The 16,123-nt window shown below is 71.9% G+C and carries 14 protein-coding genes and 3 tRNA genes; 4 read left to right on the top strand and 13 right to left on the bottom strand.

Annotation, left to right across the window (positions count from 1 at the left end; translation table 11 throughout):
• From OG456_RS30195 to OG456_RS30185, 3 genes are all read left to right on the top strand, one after another.
• Nucleotides 1-72, top strand: a tRNA-Val gene (locus tag OG456_RS30195).
• A gap of 43 nt (nucleotides 73-115) precedes the next feature.
• Nucleotides 116-187 (top strand) — tRNA-Val (locus tag OG456_RS30190).
• Between the two features lie 42 nt (nucleotides 188-229).
• A tRNA-Val gene (locus OG456_RS30185) sits at nucleotides 230-301 on the top strand.
• Between the two features lie 54 nt (nucleotides 302-355).
• Here the strand turns inward: OG456_RS30185 and OG456_RS30180 are convergent.
• From OG456_RS30180 to OG456_RS30165, 4 genes are all read right to left on the bottom strand, one after another.
• A complete protein-coding gene (locus OG456_RS30180) occupies nucleotides 356-643 on the bottom strand; it encodes a zf-TFIIB domain-containing protein (RefSeq protein WP_266566462.1) in 288 nt (95 codons plus the stop codon).
• A gap of 69 nt (nucleotides 644-712) precedes the next feature.
• Nucleotides 713-1,660 carry a phosphotransferase family protein gene (locus OG456_RS30175; RefSeq protein WP_266566460.1) on the bottom strand — a complete coding sequence of 316 codons (948 nt, stop codon included), beginning with the start codon at nucleotides 1,658-1,660 and terminating at the stop codon, nucleotides 713-715.
• A 200-nt stretch (nucleotides 1,661-1,860) separates the two neighbouring features.
• A complete protein-coding gene (locus tag OG456_RS30170; RefSeq protein ID WP_116503303.1) occupies nucleotides 1,861-2,067 on the bottom strand; it encodes a hypothetical protein in 207 nt (68 codons plus the stop codon).
• A 209-nt stretch (nucleotides 2,068-2,276) separates the two neighbouring features.
• Nucleotides 2,277-2,552 carry a hypothetical protein gene (locus OG456_RS30165; RefSeq protein ID WP_266566457.1) on the bottom strand — a complete coding sequence of 92 codons (276 nt, stop codon included), beginning with the start codon at nucleotides 2,550-2,552 and terminating at the stop codon, nucleotides 2,277-2,279.
• Nucleotides 2,553-2,748: 196 nt separating this feature from the next.
• Here OG456_RS30165 and OG456_RS30160 point away from each other — a divergent pair, with 196 nt between their 5' ends.
• Nucleotides 2,749-4,014, top strand: a complete 1,266-nt coding sequence (locus OG456_RS30160) for a serine/threonine-protein kinase (RefSeq protein WP_266566455.1) — start codon at nucleotides 2,749-2,751, stop codon at nucleotides 4,012-4,014.
• A 7-nt stretch (nucleotides 4,015-4,021) separates the two neighbouring features.
• Here the strand turns inward: OG456_RS30160 and OG456_RS30155 are convergent, their stop codons facing one another.
• The 9 genes from OG456_RS30155 to OG456_RS30115 all read right to left on the bottom strand — a co-directional run bounded on the left by OG456_RS30155 (nucleotide 4,022) and on the right by OG456_RS30115 (nucleotide 15,784).
• Nucleotides 4,022-4,849: an RNA methyltransferase gene (locus tag OG456_RS30155; RefSeq protein ID WP_266566453.1), complete on the bottom strand. Its 828-nt coding sequence runs from the start codon at nucleotides 4,847-4,849 to the stop codon at nucleotides 4,022-4,024.
• Between the two features lie 88 nt (nucleotides 4,850-4,937).
• Nucleotides 4,938-6,173 carry a uroporphyrinogen-III C-methyltransferase gene (gene cobA, locus OG456_RS30150; protein WP_266566451.1) on the bottom strand — a complete coding sequence of 412 codons (1,236 nt, stop codon included), beginning with the start codon at nucleotides 6,171-6,173 and terminating at the stop codon, nucleotides 4,938-4,940.
• 167 nt (nucleotides 6,174-6,340) lie between these two features.
• Entirely contained in the window at nucleotides 6,341-9,835 is a 3,495-nt protein-coding gene (cobT, locus tag OG456_RS30145; RefSeq protein ID WP_266566449.1) for a nicotinate-nucleotide--dimethylbenzimidazole phosphoribosyltransferase, read from the bottom strand.
• 355 nt (nucleotides 9,836-10,190) lie between these two features.
• Complete coding sequence (cbiE, locus tag OG456_RS30140) at nucleotides 10,191-11,402, bottom strand: precorrin-6y C5,15-methyltransferase (decarboxylating) subunit CbiE (protein WP_266566447.1); 1,212 nt, start codon at nucleotides 11,400-11,402, stop codon at nucleotides 10,191-10,193.
• An 81-nt stretch (nucleotides 11,403-11,483) separates the two neighbouring features.
• Complete coding sequence (locus OG456_RS30135) at nucleotides 11,484-12,131, bottom strand: GNAT family N-acetyltransferase (RefSeq protein ID WP_116503288.1); 648 nt, start codon at nucleotides 12,129-12,131, stop codon at nucleotides 11,484-11,486.
• A gap of 130 nt (nucleotides 12,132-12,261) precedes the next feature.
• Nucleotides 12,262-13,095, bottom strand: coding sequence for a MetQ/NlpA family ABC transporter substrate-binding protein (locus tag OG456_RS30130; RefSeq protein WP_266566443.1), 834 nt, complete (start codon nucleotides 13,093-13,095; stop codon nucleotides 12,262-12,264).
• Nucleotides 13,096-13,117: 22 nt separating this feature from the next.
• Nucleotides 13,118-13,948: a MetQ/NlpA family ABC transporter substrate-binding protein gene (locus OG456_RS30125; RefSeq protein ID WP_266566441.1), complete on the bottom strand. Its 831-nt coding sequence runs from the start codon at nucleotides 13,946-13,948 to the stop codon at nucleotides 13,118-13,120.
• 58 nt (nucleotides 13,949-14,006) lie between these two features.
• Nucleotides 14,007-14,750: a methionine ABC transporter permease gene (locus OG456_RS30120; RefSeq protein WP_266566439.1), complete on the bottom strand. Its 744-nt coding sequence runs from the start codon at nucleotides 14,748-14,750 to the stop codon at nucleotides 14,007-14,009.
• A complete protein-coding gene (locus OG456_RS30115; protein ID WP_266566437.1) occupies nucleotides 14,747-15,784 on the bottom strand; it encodes a methionine ABC transporter ATP-binding protein in 1,038 nt (345 codons plus the stop codon). The genes OG456_RS30120 and OG456_RS30115 overlap by 4 nt, the downstream gene beginning before the upstream one ends.
• Between the last annotated feature and the right edge of the window lie 339 nt (nucleotides 15,785-16,123).

Raw genomic sequence — 16,123 nt, 5'->3', positions numbered from 1 at the left:
GGACGATTAGCTCAGCGGGAGAGCGCTTCCCTGACACGGAAGAGGTCACTGGTTCAATCCCAGTATCGTCCACTGGATCATCGCGAAGATCACCTTTCCGACGGTCCGAAACCCCGCGCGATTAGCTCAGCGGGAGAGCGCTTCCCTGACACGGAAGAGGTCACTGGTTCAATCCCAGTATCGCGCACGCAGTACCACTCACGGGTCCTGATACAGTCTGGTCCGTCCCGCGCGATTAGCTCAGCGGGAGAGCGCTTCCCTGACACGGAAGAGGTCACTGGTTCAATCCCAGTATCGCGCACACTCAAGAAGCCCCCGGCCTTTCGGCTGGGGGCTTCTTCATGTGCTGGGCGGCTCAGGAGGAGAAGAGCATCCGGCCGAAGCCGCCCTTGTGGTGGCCGTGGTGACCGCCGTGGTGCCCGCCATGGTGCGGGGCACCCCAGGCCGGGGCGGGGGCCGACGGGTACGCCTGCGGGGCCGGAGGCGCCGGCGGCACCTGCTGCTGCCACTGGGACTCGAGGCGTGTCAAGGACTCCAGCTCGCCGTAGTCGAGGAATATCCCCCGGCAGCCGCTGCACTGCTCGATCTGGACGCCATTGCGGTTGTACGTGTGCATCGGTGCATGACACTTGGGGCACTGCATGGTCGGCTCAACTCCTCGCCGTTCGGCACTTCTTCGCCGGAAAACTTCCCGGCACCGGTCCGTTGCACCCTACTTCGCCACGCCGTGTGCCAACTCGGCCGGTACCGCTGCCATTCGGTCACAGGCGTCGACCAATGCCTCCTCTGCCTCGTCGAGTACCCGGCCGGCCGCGACGGCCTTGGCCACGGCGAGGGCCGCGGTCTGGACGGTGAGGGCGCGGGCCGGGGCGTCGAGAGCGGGCCACGGGTCGCCCTGGAGCGACGGTGCGCCGCCCGCCTCCTGGTACGCGGTGAGGAACCTCGTCCACTCCTGTGCCGGAAGCAGGCCGCACGCGAACCACGCGGCGGGGCGGGCGAGGTCCCAGGCCGGGTCTCCGGTGCCGAGATCGTCGACGTCGATCAGGAGCCAGGGGCCGGTGCCGGCGGGGCGGCGGACGAGCTGACCGAGGTGCAGGTCACCGTGGCACAGGGCCGACACGTGCCCGCCGGGGGTCTCGGCGCGGGCCCAGGGCGGCAGGCCCGACCAGGCGCGCAGGATCGGGGCGGACGCCGCGTGAGGGCCGGCGGCCAGGAGCCGCGCGACGGCGAGGGCCGCCTTGGCCGGGCCGCGCATCGGCGGGAGTGGGCCCGGGAGTTGCGCCGTGGGCACCGCGTGGAGGCGGGCCAGGAGCGTGGCCGCGTCCTCCCACGGCGCGCGTTCGGGGGCGTCGGGGTCCACGGGGCTGCCGTGCGGCCAGAACGTGACGAGCCGGTCGTGCAGATCCGCCGCGACCGGCGTGAGGGGCGGCAGCAGGATGCCGGGGAGCGCGGCCGCCGCGGCGAGGCGGGCGTTGAGCTCGGCGGGATCCGTGCCGGGGGCGTGGGCCTTGGCGACGATGTCTCCGTGGCGCACGACCGTGCCGTCCGCCCGGTCGGCGAGTACGGCGCCCGCGGCCGGGCAGGCGCAGGGCCCCTGGCCGGGGTGCGCCGCGCCGCGTGCCGTGGCGGTGAGTGCGGACAGCAGGACGGATGCGGTCATTGGTGGTTCCCCCCGGGTGGTGTCACCGCGAGCGTACGCAGAAATCGGCGGGTGGGTCCTACCGGTGCGCGGGCAGAACAATGGCCGCGCAGCTCCCCAGCTGCGCGGCCATCATGTGCCGTCCGCCGCACCCCCGTCCCCACGGGGTTTCATGGCCGGATGTCCCCGCCCGGACCGCTCTTCCGGGCCTGGGGCGCCGCTCAGCGCCCCAGCATCACGCCCACGGACGACGCTTGTGTGACCACTGCTTCCCAGCCGCCGAAGACGACTACGAGCAGGGCCGCCAGGGGAAGAACCATGGCCGTCGCCACCAAGGGGTGACGGCGCTCGGAACGACGGCCGCCGAACGCGGCGAATGCCCTGCGTCCCTGCGTGCGGACCATCGTCCGCGGTGCCGTGTCCGCCATGGTTCCTCTCCCGGTCAAGATCTTCGGTTTGGCAGCGGCGGGTACCTGACCTCGGGGGACGAGTGCTTGCACCCGCCGCTTGACCTCAAATCTAGGCGCGTCAGGAGCCACGGTCGTCATGCCCTCGTACCGATTGCCGGGCCTCCCGGAGGATGACCGCCACTCCCTCGCCTACTCCCCTGGGTGGAGAAGAGGACCTAGGTCTCGGGCTAGGTCTCGGGGTCTTCCCGGAGGGGACGCGCGGCGCGGGCCGCCGCCTCCGAGGGCTCCTCCCTGGGTACCGGCTGCTCGACCAGGGCGAGTACCCGGGTCGCCATGAATCGTGCCGTACGCACGACAGAGCCGGAGCGGGTGACTTCGCTCACTTCCACCACGCCCCTGCGGACCGCCGTCTCGACCCGGCGGCCCGCCCGGCTCGCCACCACCTCGTACGTGCGCGTCGTGTCCCCCGCGTCCACGACTATCTCCACTCGGTCACCCTTCACAGGCCCAATCCCCCTTCTACGACGGATGGTTGGCGATCAGGGCAGGCGCGGGCCGCACCGCTCCCGCTTTCCCTGACCACCTCTCAAGTTTCCCACCGGGCACTGACAATCGATCGGATCGCGAGGGCGCGGCCTATGCGCGCACCCGGCCGTGGAAACGTAAGCTGTCGCTCGTCAAACGGACCGGGCAGCGGGGATGGACATGGCGATGATGCGCCTGAGGCGCGAGGACCCGCGTGTCGTCGGCTCGTTCAGGATTCACCGGCGGCTCGGCGCGGGCGGGATGGGCGTCGTCTATCTGGGCTCCGACCGCCGTGGCCAGCGGGTCGCGCTGAAGGTGATCCGGCCCGATCTCGCGGAGGACCAGGAGTTCAGGTCGCGCTTCGCGCGCGAGGTCTCCGCGGCCCGCAGGATCAGGGGCGGCTGCACGGCCCGCCTGGTCGCGGCCGATCTCGACACCGACAAGCCGTGGTTCGCCACCCAGTACGTCCCCGGGCCCTCGCTGCACGACAAGGTCGCCGAGGAGGGGCCGCTGGCCGCCTCCGACGTGGCCGCGGTCGGTGCGGCGCTGTCCGAGGGGCTCGTCGCCGTGCACGAGGCGGGCGTCGTGCACCGCGACCTCAAGCCGTCGAACATCCTGCTGTCGCCCAAGGGCCCGCGCATCATCGACTTCGGCATCGCCTGGGCGACCGGCGCCTCCACGCTCACCCATGTCGGTACGGCCGTCGGCTCCCCCGGGTTCCTCGCCCCCGAGCAGGTGCGGGGCGCCGCCGTCACGCCCGCCACGGACGTCTTCGCCCTCGGCGCCACCCTCGCGTACGCGGCGATGGCCGACTCGCCCTTCGGGCACGGCAGTTCCGAAGTGATGCTCTACCGGGTCGTGCACGAGGAGGCCCAGCTGCACGGCGTACCGGACGCCCTGTCCCCGCTGATCCGGGCCTGCCTCGCCAAGGACCCCCAGGAGCGCCCCAGCACGCTCCAACTGTCGCTGCGGCTCAAGGAGATCGCGGCCCGCGAGGCGCAGGGCCTCGGCGACGCCAGGCCGCCCGCCCCGCGCGGGGACACCGACCGGCCCACGGGCCGGCTCGCCGAGCAGTACGCGGAACAGCGCACGCAGCGCCGCGCTCCGCAGGGCACTCCCCCGCCCCGGCCGAGCAACGGTTCCTCACGGACCGGCGGCAGCACGCGGCCGGGCGCGCCCCGCAACACGACGCGTTCGGGCTCGCGCCCCGCGCCCCGCAGCAACGGCGGGCGGCAGGGTCCGCGTACGACGGGGACGGGGAAGCGCCGGCCCGCCAATCCGCGGCTGCTGCGCCAGCGGCTCTTCGTGTTCGTGGTGGTGACGCTGCTCGTGGCGCTCGGGATCGCGGCGGCACAGGGCTGCCAGGGGCCGTCGCGCGGGCTCGGTGAGCCGCGCGACGGTGTGCACGCGCAGGAGACGCTGCCCCGCCCCTACCTCTGAGGTCCGGTCAGGACCGGGGGCGGCCGGTGGCCACCGCGTAGAACGCGACCGCGGCCGCCGCTCCCACATTGAGCGAGTCGACGCCGTGGGCCATCGGGATGCGCACCCATTCGTCGGCGGCGACCAGGGCCTGGGTGGAGAGGCCGTCGCCCTCGGCGCCGAGCATCAGGGCCACGCGGTCCATCTTGTGCGGCGCCACCTCGTCGAGGCTCTTCGCCTTCTCGTCGGGGGTGAGCGCGAGCAGGCTGAAGCCCGCCTCGCGCACCGACTCCAGGGACTTGGGCCAGGATTCGAGGCGCGCGTACGGGACCGAGAAGACGGCGCCCATGGAGACCTTCACCGAGCGGCGGTAGAGCGGGTCGGCGCAGTCCGGGGAGAGCAGGACCGCGTCCATGCCGAGCGCGGCCGCGCTGCGGAAGATGGCGCCGATGTTCGTGTGGTCGTTCACCGCTTCCATGACGACGACGCGGCGCTGCGTGGCGAGGAGTTCGTCGGCGGTCGGGAGGGGCTTGCGCTGCATCGAGGCGAGGGCGCCGCGGTGCACGTGGTAGCCGGTGACGCGCTCGGCGAGGTCCGGGCTCACGGCGTAGACCGGGGCCGGGACCTCGTCGATGACGTCGCGCATGACGTCGACCCACTTGGCGGAGAGCAGCATGGAGCGCATCTCGTACCCGGCCTGCTTGGCCCGTCTGATCACCTTCTCGCCCTCGGCGATGAAGAGGCCCTCGGCGGGCTCGCGCCTGCGGCGGAGCTCGACGTCGGTCAGGCCCGTGTAGTCGCGCAGGCGCGGGTCGTCGGGATCTTCGATGGTGATGAGACCTTGAGCTTCAGCCACAGGTTGATACTGCCTTGTCCTGGGTGCGGTGCCAACGGCTCGGAGCGAGTTCTGTTACCGCTGGTTACGTGTGGGGGGGCGTGACGGGTCACACGGTGTGCTGCGGGCCCACCGTGACGACGTCGCCGACGACGATGACGGCCGGGGGCCTCACCTCGTGGGTGCGGACGGCTTCCTCGACCGTCTCCAGGGTCGCGTCCACGCGGCGCTGGGCGGCCGTGGTGCCCTCCTGGACCAGGGCGACCGGCGTCTGCGCGGACCTGCCGTGCGCGATGAGGGTCTCGGCGATCCTGCCGATCTTGTCGACGCCCATGAGGACGACGAGGGTGCCGCGCAGCTTCGCGAGGGCGGGCCAGTCGACGAGAGAGCGCTCGTCGTCGGGCGCGACATGGCCGCTGACCACGGTGAACTCATGGGCGACGCCACGGTGGGTGACGGGGATGCCGGCCGCGCCGGGCACGGAGATCGAGCTGGAGATGCCGGGGACGACCGTGTACGGAATGCCCTCGGCCTCCAGCGCGAGGGCCTCCTCCATGCCGCGGCCGAAGACGTACGGGTCGCCGCCCTTGAGGCGTACGACGGCCTTGCCCTGCTTGGCGTGCTCGACGAGCGCGTTGTTGATGGCCTCCTGGGCCATGTAGCGCCCGTAGGGGATCTTGGCCGCGTCGATCACCTCGACGTGCGGCGGGAGTTCGTCGAGCAGGTCGCGGGGGCCGAGCCGGTCCGCGATGACGACGTCCGCCTCGGCGAGAAGACGGCGGCCGCGGACGGTGATCAGGTCGGGGTCGCCGGGTCCGCCGCCGACCAGGGAGACGCCGGTGGTGCGGGTGCGGTGGTGCGGGGCGACGAGCGTGCCGTCGCGCAGGCCCTCGACGATCGCGTCGCGCACGGCCGCCGTGTGGCGGGGGTCGCGGCCGGCGGCGTCGGTGGTCAGGACGGCGACCGTGACACCCTCGGAGCGGCCGGTGGCCGGCGTCCAGGCGGTGGCCGCGTCGGCGTCGTCGGAGCGGACGCACCAGACACGGTGGCGCTCGGCCTCGGCGGAGGCCGCCTCGTTCGCTGTGCGGTCGCCGGTGGCGATGAGGGCGTACCAGGCCTCGGCCAGGTCCCCGTCCGCGTACGGGCGCCGCGACCAGGTGAGTTCACCGCCGTCCGCCATGGCCTCCACCGAAGGCGTCGCGGTGGGCGAGACCAGGTGGATGTCGGCGCCCGCCGCGATGAGGGCCGGGAGACGGCGCTGGGCGACCTGGCCGCCGCCGAGCACGACTACGCGGCGGCCGGTGAGACGGAGGCCTACGGGGTACGCGGGGTGTTCTGCGGCCATGGGCGTGCGGCTCCTCGTGCGGGTGGCGCGTGTGACGGGTGATGCCTGTACGAGGCTCGCTTCGGCGCTGGAGCGGGCCTTTGACGTGCGGGTTCAGCGTACGGCGCGGGCGGGACCCGTGTCCCGGCCCGCCCCTGTGGCAGTGAGGGCTGCCGCCCTCGGCCCTGCTACTTCTCCGTGACGCCCGCCGAGTCGAACGTCGCCACCTCGTGCATCGCACGGGCCGCGCTCTGGACGATCGGCAGGGCCAGGAGCGCTCCCGTGCCCTCGCCGAGGCGGAGGTCCAGGTCGATCAGGGGGCGCAGGCCCAGCTTGTTCAGGGCCGCCACATGGCCGGGCTCCGCGCTGCGGTGGCCCGCGATGCAGGCCGCGAGGACCTCGGGGGCGACGGCGCGGGCGACGAGGGCGGCCGCTCCGGCGCTGACGCCGTCCAGGATCACCGGGGTGCGCAGCGACGCGCCGCCCAGGAGGAGACCGACCATCGCCGCGTGCTCCAGACCGCCGACTGCGGCCAGGACGCCGATCGGGTCGGCGGGGTCCGGCTGGTGGAGGTCGAGCGCGCGTCGGACGACCTCGACCTTGCGGGCGTGGGTCTCGTCGTTGATGCCCGTGCCGCGGCCGGTCACCTCGGACGGGTCGACGCCCGTGTAGACCGAGATCAGAGCGGCCGACGCCGTGGTGTTGGCGATGCCCATCTCGCCGGTGAGGAGCGCCTTGTTGCCGGCCGCGACGAGGTCACGGGCCGTCTCGATGCCGACCTCGATGGCCGCCTTGACGTCTTCACGGCTCAGGGCGGGCCCCGTGGTCATGTCGGCGGTGCCGGCCCGGACCTTGCGGGGCAGCAGGCCCGGGGTCGCCGGGAGTTCGCTCGCCACGCCCACGTCGATGACGCAGACCTCGGCGCCGACCTGGTTCGCGAACGCGTTGCAGACCGCGCCGCCGCCCAGGAAGTTGGCGACCATCTGGGCCGTGACCTCCTGCGGCCACGGGGTGACGCCCTGGGCGTGCACGCCGTGGTCGCCCGCGAAGATCGCGACGGCCGCGGGCTCGGGGATCGGGGGCGGGCACATCCGGGACAGGCCGGAGAGCTGGGCCGAGATGATCTCCAGCATGCCGAGCGCGCCGGCCGGCTTCGTCATCCGCTTCTGCCGCTCCCACGCCTCGCCGAGCGCCTTGGCGTCCAGCGGGCGGATGTTGGAGACGGTCTCGGCGAGCAGGTCGTGCGGGTCCTCGCCGGGCAGGGCGCGGCGGCCGTACGTCTCCTCGTGGACGACCCAGGACAGCGGGCGTCGCTTGGACCAGCCGGCCTGCATCAGCTCGGGCTCGTCCGGGAACTCGTCGACGTAGCCCACGCAGAGGTAGGCGACGACCTCGAGGTGGTCGGGCAGGCCGAGGGTGCGGACCATCTCGCGCTCGTCGAAGAAGCTGACCCAGCCGACGCCGAGACCCTCGGCGCGGGCCGCGAGCCACAGGTTCTCGACGGCGAGCGCGGAGGAGTACGGGGCCATCTGCGGCTGTGTGTGGCGGCCGAGCGTGTGGCGGCCGCCGCGCGTCGGGTCGGCGGTGACGACGATGTTCACCGGGGTGTCGAGGATGGCCTCGATCTTCAGTTCCTTGAACTGCTTCGCGCGGCCCTTGGGCAGGGACTTGGCATACGCGTCCTTCTGGCGCATGGCCAGTTCGTGCATCGTGCGCCGGGTCTCCGCGGAGCGGATGACGACGAAGTCCCAGGGCTGCGAGTGGCCGACGGACGGCGCCGTGTGGGCGGCCTCCAGGACACGGAGCAGCACGTCGTGCGGGATCGGGTCGCTGCGGAAGCCGTTACGGATGTCGCGGCGCTCGCGCATGACGCGCAGGACGGCCTCGCGCTCGGCGTCGTCGTAGCCGGGAGCGGCCGGGCCCGCGAGGTCGCCGGCCGGGGCCGGCAGCGTCTCGGGCGCCGCGTCCGTCACGTCCTGGAGGGCGGGGTCGGCCTCGCGGGGGGCGGGGACGAGGGTCTCCGGCTCAGCCTCCACGAACGCCTGCTCCGTCTCCGCCACGGGCTCGGCGGCCTCGGGAGCGGTCTCCGGCTGCGCCTCGGCCGGGACGGGGGTCTCGACGACGGCGTCGGGGAGCACGGGAGAGACCTCGGCGGGCGCCTCGAACGCCTCGGGTGCCTCGTTCGCCGCGGCGGTCCCGGAGAGCTCAGCCGCCTCGGGGATCTCAGCCACCTCGGGGGCTTCAGAGGCTTCGTGCGTCGCCTGCGGCTCGTTCGTCGCGTGCGTTTCGTTCATCGCGTGCGCCGCGTCGTCGACCGCGTGCGCTTCGTGTGTCTCGGGTACCACGTGGACTTCGTGTGCTTCTTGCGCTTGGGGGACCTGGTCCGCGTCGGGTGTTTCGGGGGCCTCGTCGATGAGGACGGGGGCCGGGGCGGCGGGCGCCACCGGTTCGGGCAACTCGGCCGCGGGCTCGGGCAGCGGTGGCACGACCATGTGCTGCGGCGGCGTCGGCGCCAGGTGCGGCGTGGTGGGGATCGTCCCCTCGACGGGCACGAACTGGCCGAGCGGCTGCGCCGCCTGGTCCGCCGGACCCTCGGCGGGAGCCTGCGGGAAGTGCTGGCCCTGAACCGCCTCGGGCGCCATGGCGAACTGGCCGGAGTGCGGGTCGACGGGCAGTTCAACGGGGTGCGCGGCCATCTGCTGATGCCCTGCGTAGGCGGCCACCGGCTCGGGCTGCACCGCGAACTGCGCGTTCTCGGGGCCCTGCGGCGCGAACTGCACACCGTTCGGGGCGGAGGAGTAGTCGACGGCGTACTCGGCCGGCGCGGCCTGCTCCTCGGCGAACAGCACACCGTCGGGAGCCGCCGCGTACACCGGCACCTTCTCCGGGACGGCGAACTCCGGGGCCACCGCGCCCTCCGGCGTCTGCTCGGCCTGCACGGCGTGCGGGTCCTGCACGTCCTGCAGATGCTGCTGATGCTGCTGATGCTGGGGCGCCTGGGCGAACACGGGGGCGTCGCCGACGGTCCGCCGCGTCGGGGCGGCCGGTGTGACGGGAGTGGCGTCCGGGACGACCGTTTCTGCTGCGACCTCTGGGGCGAGCTCCTGTGCGACCTCTGCGGCGGGTGCCTCGAAGCCCTGCTGCGGAGCCTGTGCGCCCCAGGGAGCGGCGCCCTGCGGCGGGATCTCACCGGGCTGCGGCACCGGGGCGCCCGTCTCGTCGCGCGGGATGTCGAGGTACTCGGGCTCCGTGGTGGGCGGGCCCGCCTGACGTACCGGCATGGGGTTCGGCGGTGTGTGCGCGGGGCCCCGGTCGGCGAGCGAACGGACAGGGCTGCCCGTGCCGTCCGGCACCGGCGGACCCATGTGCAGCGGACGACGCGCGGGCCCGGGGTGCGGGGCGGGCGAGGGCCCCGGCACTCGGACGCCGTTCAGGTCGACCTGGCCGCTGTCCCGGCCCGCCGTCTCGTGCGGGCCCGGCTCGTGCGGGGCGGGCATCGGGGCGGCCTGCGGCTCGCCCCAGGCGCCCTGCGAACCCGGCATCAGCAGCAGATCGTCGTCTTCGGCGGGGGTTTCGGAGGGGTCGAGGAAGGTGTACGCACCCGGGGCGGGGACGCCCGGCTGTTCCACCGTGCCTGCGTTCTCCGGCAGCCCCTCGCCCGGAACCTGGCCGGTGTCGGTCATGCGTACCCCTCGCCCATCGGTTAGTGCTTCTTCGGCAGCCCCCGGCCGTCGGCCGGGGATGCGACCCCAGTGACCGGAGCGGCGCACCGACCGCCCGTCATGAAGAACGAGCGTGAGTGCCGTGCGGCACGAGCCGGCTGAGGACAACAGGTATTGTCCCGGTCGGCCGGCTGCCACCGCACCTGGATCGGGCACGGCCCGCTGTGGACTGCGCCACGTTGCGCATCCTCCGGTCCTGCCGTACCACACGCACCCCAAAAGTGGCGCGTTTTCCGGACATTGACCGACGGAAAGCCGGACGTCCGGGTGCAGTACAACGATCGGCCAGCCTACAGCGCGCCCCGGAGCGACGTGGTCACGGGTTGCGGTCGGGCAACTCCCCGGAGAGCAGGAACCCCACGGTCCGCTCCTTCTCGGTCCAGGCGCGAGTGTCCAGCTCGACGGACTGCAGGAGCGAACACTCGACCCGGTAGCCGTGCTCCGTCAGGTCCCTGCCGATGAGTTCGGCGGCATCGCGTGTCGCGGCGTGCGTCACGATGCGTTCGGGACGCCGGTCGGCGACGGCGGAGACGACGGCCGCTCCCCCGCCCCCGATGCGTACGACATCGGGTTCGGGCAGGTCTTCGAGGATGTGGGGCGCCGTGCCGTGCACGATCTGCGGCTGCACTCCGAAGCGGCGGGCGGTGGCGAGGGTGCGGGCGCAGGCGTCGGGGTCGCGGTCGACGGCGATGACGGCGGCGCCGAAGCGGGCGGCCTCCGCGGTGAAGGCTCCGTTGCCGCAGCCGATGTCCCAGACGAGGTCACCCACGCGCGGTCCGGTGCGGGCGAGTTGGGCGGCGCGCAGGGGCTCGGTCTCGCCCTCGCCGAGGCGGCCGCCGTACTCGGCGGCGGGCAGTGCCCAGCCGCGCGGGGCGGCCGAGGGGGCGCCTCCGGCGAGCCAGGCGCTGTCGTCGGACGGGGCGGCCGGGCCGCCGATGACGATGACGACGTTCGGGTCGCGCCAGGTGTGGTCGGCGGCGTTGTCGCTCGTCACAACGGTGACCTGCTCGCGGTCGGTGCCGAGTTCCTCGCAGATGACGAAGGTGCGGTGGACGCCGTCGAGCAGCAGTCCGAGTTCGGCGGGGCCCGCTCCGGGCGAGGTGAGGACGGCGACCTTGGGGTGGGCGCGGCAGACGTTGACGGCGCGGCGCAGGGTGCGGCGCTGGGCGACGACGACCTGGGCGTCGTCCCAGGGCATCCCGGCACGGGCGAAGGCCTGGGCCACGGAGGAGACGGCGGGGACCACTTCGACCTCGAGGCCGAACTCGGGCGCGCGCAGCGTGCGTACGACTCCGAAGAAGCCGGGGTCTCCGTCGGCGAGGACGACGGCGGTGCCGCGGTGGGCGGCGATGCGGCGGGCGGCGAGCGAAACGCTGCCGAGCCTGATCCGCTCGGCGCGGCCCGGGACCTGGGGAAGCGCGAGGTGGTGGCCCGCGCCCGCCACGAGGGTGGCGGCGCCGAGGGCGGAGCGTGCCGTCGCGGTCAGGGGCGAGCCGTCCCAGCCGATCACCGTGACCCGGTCGGCCATCGTCGTCAGTCTCCTGGGGGTTCTCGCGGGTCGAACGGGCTCGGTGAGCGTACCTGGTGTACCTGGGTGCGGCCTTTGGGGTCAGTTCCAGTCCGAGAAGGCCGTGTATCCGCCGGTCTCGGCGAACTCGTCGGAGACGCCGTCGAGGTCCTCGGGCAGCAGGCTCCACACGATGAAGTCGGTCCGCAGGTCCTCCCAGCCGCCGTCCTCGGTACGGGTACGCGCTATGCACGCGTTGCGCAGGACGCCCTCGCTGATGCAGCCGATCTTCTGGGCGACCTGCTGTGAGGCGGTGTTGTCGGCCGCGGTGCGCAGCTCAAGGCGCTCCAGGCCCTGCTCGCGGAAGAGCCAGCGTGCGGTGGCGAGCGCCGCCTCGGAGGCGTAGCCCTCGCCGCGGGCCCAGGGCGCGATGATGTACGACAGCTCCGTGGAGCCCACGTGCCAGTTCGTCTTGCCGAGCTGGACGATGCCGACCAGGCGCTGGGTGAGGAACTCGGTGACGGCCAGGTCGAGGCCGCGGCCCGCGATGCGCTCGGTGGGGGCGTACTGGGTGATCCAGGTGCGGGCCTGGTCCTCACCGAAGGGCTGGGGCACCGAGGTCCAGGCGGCGACCATCTCGTCGTTCATCATCTCGGCGAGGGCGGGGGCGTCGTCCTCCTCGAGGGCGCGCAGGACCAGCCGCTCCGTGCTGATGGAGATGTCCGGGAAGCCCCGAGTACCAGTAGTCATGGCGCCGCTCCGTAACCTTCATGGCCTGGTGAAGTGCCCAGCATGCAGCATGAAGGCACGTAACTGCACCACGGGGTCCTCTCCCGATGTGGAAGAGGACCCCGTGAAGGTGCGGCGGCTGCGGGTGGTGTCAGCCGGCGGCGACCGGAAGCACCGAGCCCTGGTACTCGTCCTCGATGAACTTCCTGACCTCGGGCGAAGTCAGCAGCGTGGCAAGCTTCTTGACCCGGGGGTCGCCCTCGTTGCCCTTCTTGACGGCGAGGACGTTGTTGTACGGGTTGCCCTTCGCCGACTCCACGAGGATGGCGTCCCTCTTGGGGCTCAGGTCCGCGTCGAGCGCGTAGTTGTTGTTGATGACGGCCGCGTCGACGTCGCCCAACGAGCGGGGCAGCTGGGCCGGTTCGAGCTCCTTGAAGACGAGCTTCTTCGGGTTGGACGCGATGTCCTGCGGGCTCGCGTTCGCGCCGGCGCCCTTGCTGAGCCCGATGACGCCCTTGGAGGCCAGGAGTTCGAGCGCTCTGCCCTCGTTGGTGGTGTCGTTCGGCAGCGCCACGGTCGCCCCGTCACGGAGCTCGGTGACGTCGTCGACCTTCTTGGAGTAGACCCCCATGGGCGGCAGGTACACCTCGGTGACCGCGCTCAGGGTGGTGCCCTTGGACTTGTTGAAGTCGTCCAGGTAGGGCTTGTGCTGGTACAGGTTGGCGTCGAGGGCGCCGTCCTGGAGGGCGGTGTCCGGCAGGACGTAGTCCGTGAACTCCTTGATCTCCAGGTCGAGTCCGGCCTTCTTCGCCAGGTGCTGCTGTACGTACGTGAGGACTTCGCCGGCCGGCGTCGGGGTGGCGCCGACGACGAGCTTGCCGCTCCTGTCGCCGGAGCCGGACCCCGAGTCGCCGGACCCGCAGGCCGTCAGGCCGAGCGCGAGGGCTCCGGCGATGACGGCTGCGGGAATCGTGACGGTGCGCATCAGTAGGTACTCGTGTCCCGGATCAGAAGGAGGGGAGCACGGAGCCCTTGTACTTGTCCTCGATGAACTTCTTCACCTCGGGCGACGTCAGCAGCTTCGCGAGCTTCTTCACGCGCGGGTCGTCCTCGTTGCCCTTCTTCACGGCGAGGACGTTGTTGTACGCGTTGTTCTTCGTGGACTCCAGGGCGAGGGAGTCCTTGGCGGGATTGAGGTGGGCACCGATCGCGTAGTTGCCGTTGATCACCGCGGCGTCGACGTCCTGCAGGGAGCGCGGGGTCTGGGCCGCCTCGACCTCCTTGAACTGGAGGTCCTTCGGGTTCTTCGCGATGTCCTGCGGGGTCGCGGTGGCCTCGGAGCCGCTCTTGAGCGTGATGAGCTTGTTGGCGGCGAGGAAGCGCAGGGCGCGGCTCTCGTTGTCGGCGTCGTTCGGGAGGGCGATGGTGCCGCCCTTCTTCAGGTCGCCGAGCGCCTTGGCCTTCTGGGAGTAGAGGCCGAGCGGCTCGAGGTGGACCGTGGCGACCGACTCGAGGTGCGTGGCGTTCTTCTTGTTGAAGTCTTCCAGGTACGGCTGGGTCTGGAAGTAGTTGGCGTCCACGGACCCGTCCTCGGTCGCCGTGTTCGGCGTGACGTAGTCGGTGAACTCCTTGACCTCGAGGTTGAGGCCGGCCTTCTTCGCCAGGTGGGCCTTCACGTACTCGAGGATCTCGGCGTGCGGGACGGGGGTCGCCGCGACGACGAGCGGGTCGGACGCCTTGGCCTTGGTGTCGCCCTTGTCGGAGCCGCAGGCGGTCAGGCCCAGCGTGAGGGCGCCGGTGGCGAGGACAGCAGCGGTGATCTTGGTGGTGTTACGCACGAAAAGTGCCTTTCTCCATGGGTGGTGCAACCCGCCGGTCGGGGCGGGGAGACAGGGGTCAGCGGGTCTTGGTGGTGGCGCCCGCGGTACTCACGGCCGGCCGGCCGACGAAGAGGCTGAAGCGGAGCGGCTCGCCGCCCTTGCCCGCGCGGCGGTGCAGGACGCGGGCACCGCTGTCGCCGCCGAACTGGATGATCGCGATGACGACGGCGAGGATCGCCACGATGGTCCACATCATCCCGGTCTCGAAGCGCTGGTAGCCGTAGCGGATCGCGAGGTCGCCGAGGCCGCCCGCGCCGACGGTGCCGGCCATGGCGGAGTAGCCGATGATGGCGACGATCGTCGTGGTGGTCGCCGAGATCAGCGAGGGCAGCGACTCGGGCACGAGCACCTTGCGTACGACGGTCCAGGTGTTGCCGCCCATCGACTGCACGGCCTCGATCAGGCCGCCGTCGACCTCGCGTACGGAGGTCTCGACGAGGCGCGCGAAGAACGGGATGGCGCCGATGGCCAGCGGCACGATGGCGGCCTCGCGGCCGATGGTGGTGCCGACGATCGCGCGTGTGAAGCCGATCAGGGCGACCATCAGGATGATGAAGGGCATCGAGCGGACGATGTTCACGATCTGCCCGATGATCTTGTTCACCACGGCGTTCTGCAGCAGGCCGCCGCGGTCCGTCAGGACCAGCAGGATGCCGAGCGGAAGACCGCCGACGACGGCGATCAGCGTCGACCAGCCGACCATGTAAAGGGTGTCCCAACACGCCTGGGACAGCAGCGGCTGCATCTCCGACCAGGTCACTTGGTGACACCTTCCTTCAGCAGTACGGGCTCGTGACCCTGGATCTCGACCTGGAGGCCCTGCTCGCGCAGGAAGCCGATCGGGACGACGTTCTCGTCGAAGCGGCCGGGCAGCTCGATGCGCATGCGGCCGACCTGCTTGCCCGCGACGGTGTCCATCGCGGCGCCGAGGATCGAGATGTCGATGTTGTACGTGCGCGACAGCTGCGAGATGACCGGCTGGGTCGTCGACTCCCCGTGAAAGGTGACGTCGATGACCGTACGGTCCGCGCCGGAGGCGTCGCCGCTGACCGGGAAGAGCGCGGCGGCGAGCTCGGAGCCGGGCGTCGCGAGCAGCTCGCCGACGGTGCCGGACTCGACGATCCGTCCGCGCTCCATGAGGGCGGCGGAGTCGCAGACCGTCTTGACGACGTCCATCTCGTGCGTGATGAGCAGGACGGTCAGGCCGAGCTGCTGGTTGAGGTCGCGCAGGAGCTGGAGTATCGAGCGGGTGGTCTCGGGGTCGAGGGCGCTGGTGGCCTCGTCGGAGAGCAGCACCTTCGGGTCGCCGGCCAGGGCGCGGGCGATACCGACGCGCTGCTTCTGGCCGCCGGAGAGCTGGGCCGGGTAGGACTTGGCCTTGTCGGCGAGCCCGACCAGGTCGAGAAGTTCCAGGGCCTTGCGGGACCGCTCGTTCCCCGACTTGCCGAGGATTTCGAGCGGCAGCTCGATGTTGTCCTGGACCGTGCGCGACGACAGCAGGTTGAAGTGCTGGAAGACCATGCCGATGCGGCTGCGGGCCTCGCGCAGCTCCTTGCCGGCGCGGGAGCCGCGGCCGACGAGGGCGGTGAGGTCCTGCCCGGCGACCGTCACGGTGCCGGAGGTGGGACGCTCCAGGAGGTTGACGCAGCGGATGAGGGAGGACTTGCCGGCGCCGGACTGGCCGATGACGCCGTACACCTCGCCCTCGCGGACATGCAGATCGACGCCGTCGAGGGCGGTGACCTCTCGACCGCGCGAGCGGTAGACCTTGGTGAGGCCCTGGGTGGTGATCACGTGGGATTCCGTCACTGTCGATTGCGCGGCGCGGGTGAGCGCCTGCGGCGGGCATTCATGGTCGGGATCGGCCTGGACGCAGCACGGTTCTCGCTGTGGCGGTGGAACCGGGGGGAGACTGTGCGCGGGGCGGCCCGGTCACGTACGGCACAAGCACGGACAGGGCGCGGCGTTTCGCTTCGGGGCGCGAGAAACAGGCGGTGCGGGGGCCCTCAGAAGGCGCACATTCGACACATACAACGAGCACCGGGCGTCATCGTCGCCTCGGTCGCAAGGGTGCGGCTGCTCGTCGTGGTCATGCGAAAAGTAAAGCAGAAGTGCGCCCGGATCCCCGAACCG

Source organism: Streptomyces sp. NBC_01446, assembly GCF_026340095.1.
Taxonomy (GTDB): Bacteria; Actinomycetota; Actinomycetes; order Streptomycetales; family Streptomycetaceae; genus Streptomyces; species Streptomyces aureus.
The sequence above is the reverse complement of the archived record's forward strand: the minus strand, read 5'-3'. Positions and strand labels throughout refer to the sequence as shown.

What these genes read in the sequence shown, in the direction of transcription:
- cbiE (WP_266566447.1), bottom strand. Translation starts at nt 11,402, where the DNA reads ATGGCCGACCGGGTCACGGTGATCGGCTGGGACGGCTCGCCCCTGACC.
- OG456_RS30160 (WP_266566455.1), top strand. Translation starts at nt 2,749, where the DNA reads ATGGACATGGCGATGATGCGCCTGAGGCGCGAGGACCCGCGTGTCGTC.
- OG456_RS30135 (WP_116503288.1), bottom strand. Translation starts at nt 12,131, where the DNA reads ATGACTACTGGTACTCGGGGCTTCCCGGACATCTCCATCAGCACGGAG.
- OG456_RS30170 (WP_116503303.1), bottom strand. Translation starts at nt 2,067, where the DNA reads ATGGCGGACACGGCACCGCGGACGATGGTCCGCACGCAGGGACGCAGG.
- cobA (WP_266566451.1), bottom strand. Translation starts at nt 6,173, where the DNA reads ATGGCCGCAGAACACCCCGCGTACCCCGTAGGCCTCCGTCTCACCGGC.
- cobT (WP_266566449.1), bottom strand. Translation starts at nt 9,835, where the DNA reads ATGACCGACACCGGCCAGGTTCCGGGCGAGGGGCTGCCGGAGAACGCA.
- OG456_RS30180 (WP_266566462.1), bottom strand. Translation starts at nt 643, where the DNA reads ATGCAGTGCCCCAAGTGTCATGCACCGATGCACACGTACAACCGCAAT.
- OG456_RS30130 (WP_266566443.1), bottom strand. Translation starts at nt 13,095, where the DNA reads ATGCGCACCGTCACGATTCCCGCAGCCGTCATCGCCGGAGCCCTCGCG.
- OG456_RS30175 (WP_266566460.1), bottom strand. Translation starts at nt 1,660, where the DNA reads ATGACCGCATCCGTCCTGCTGTCCGCACTCACCGCCACGGCACGCGGC.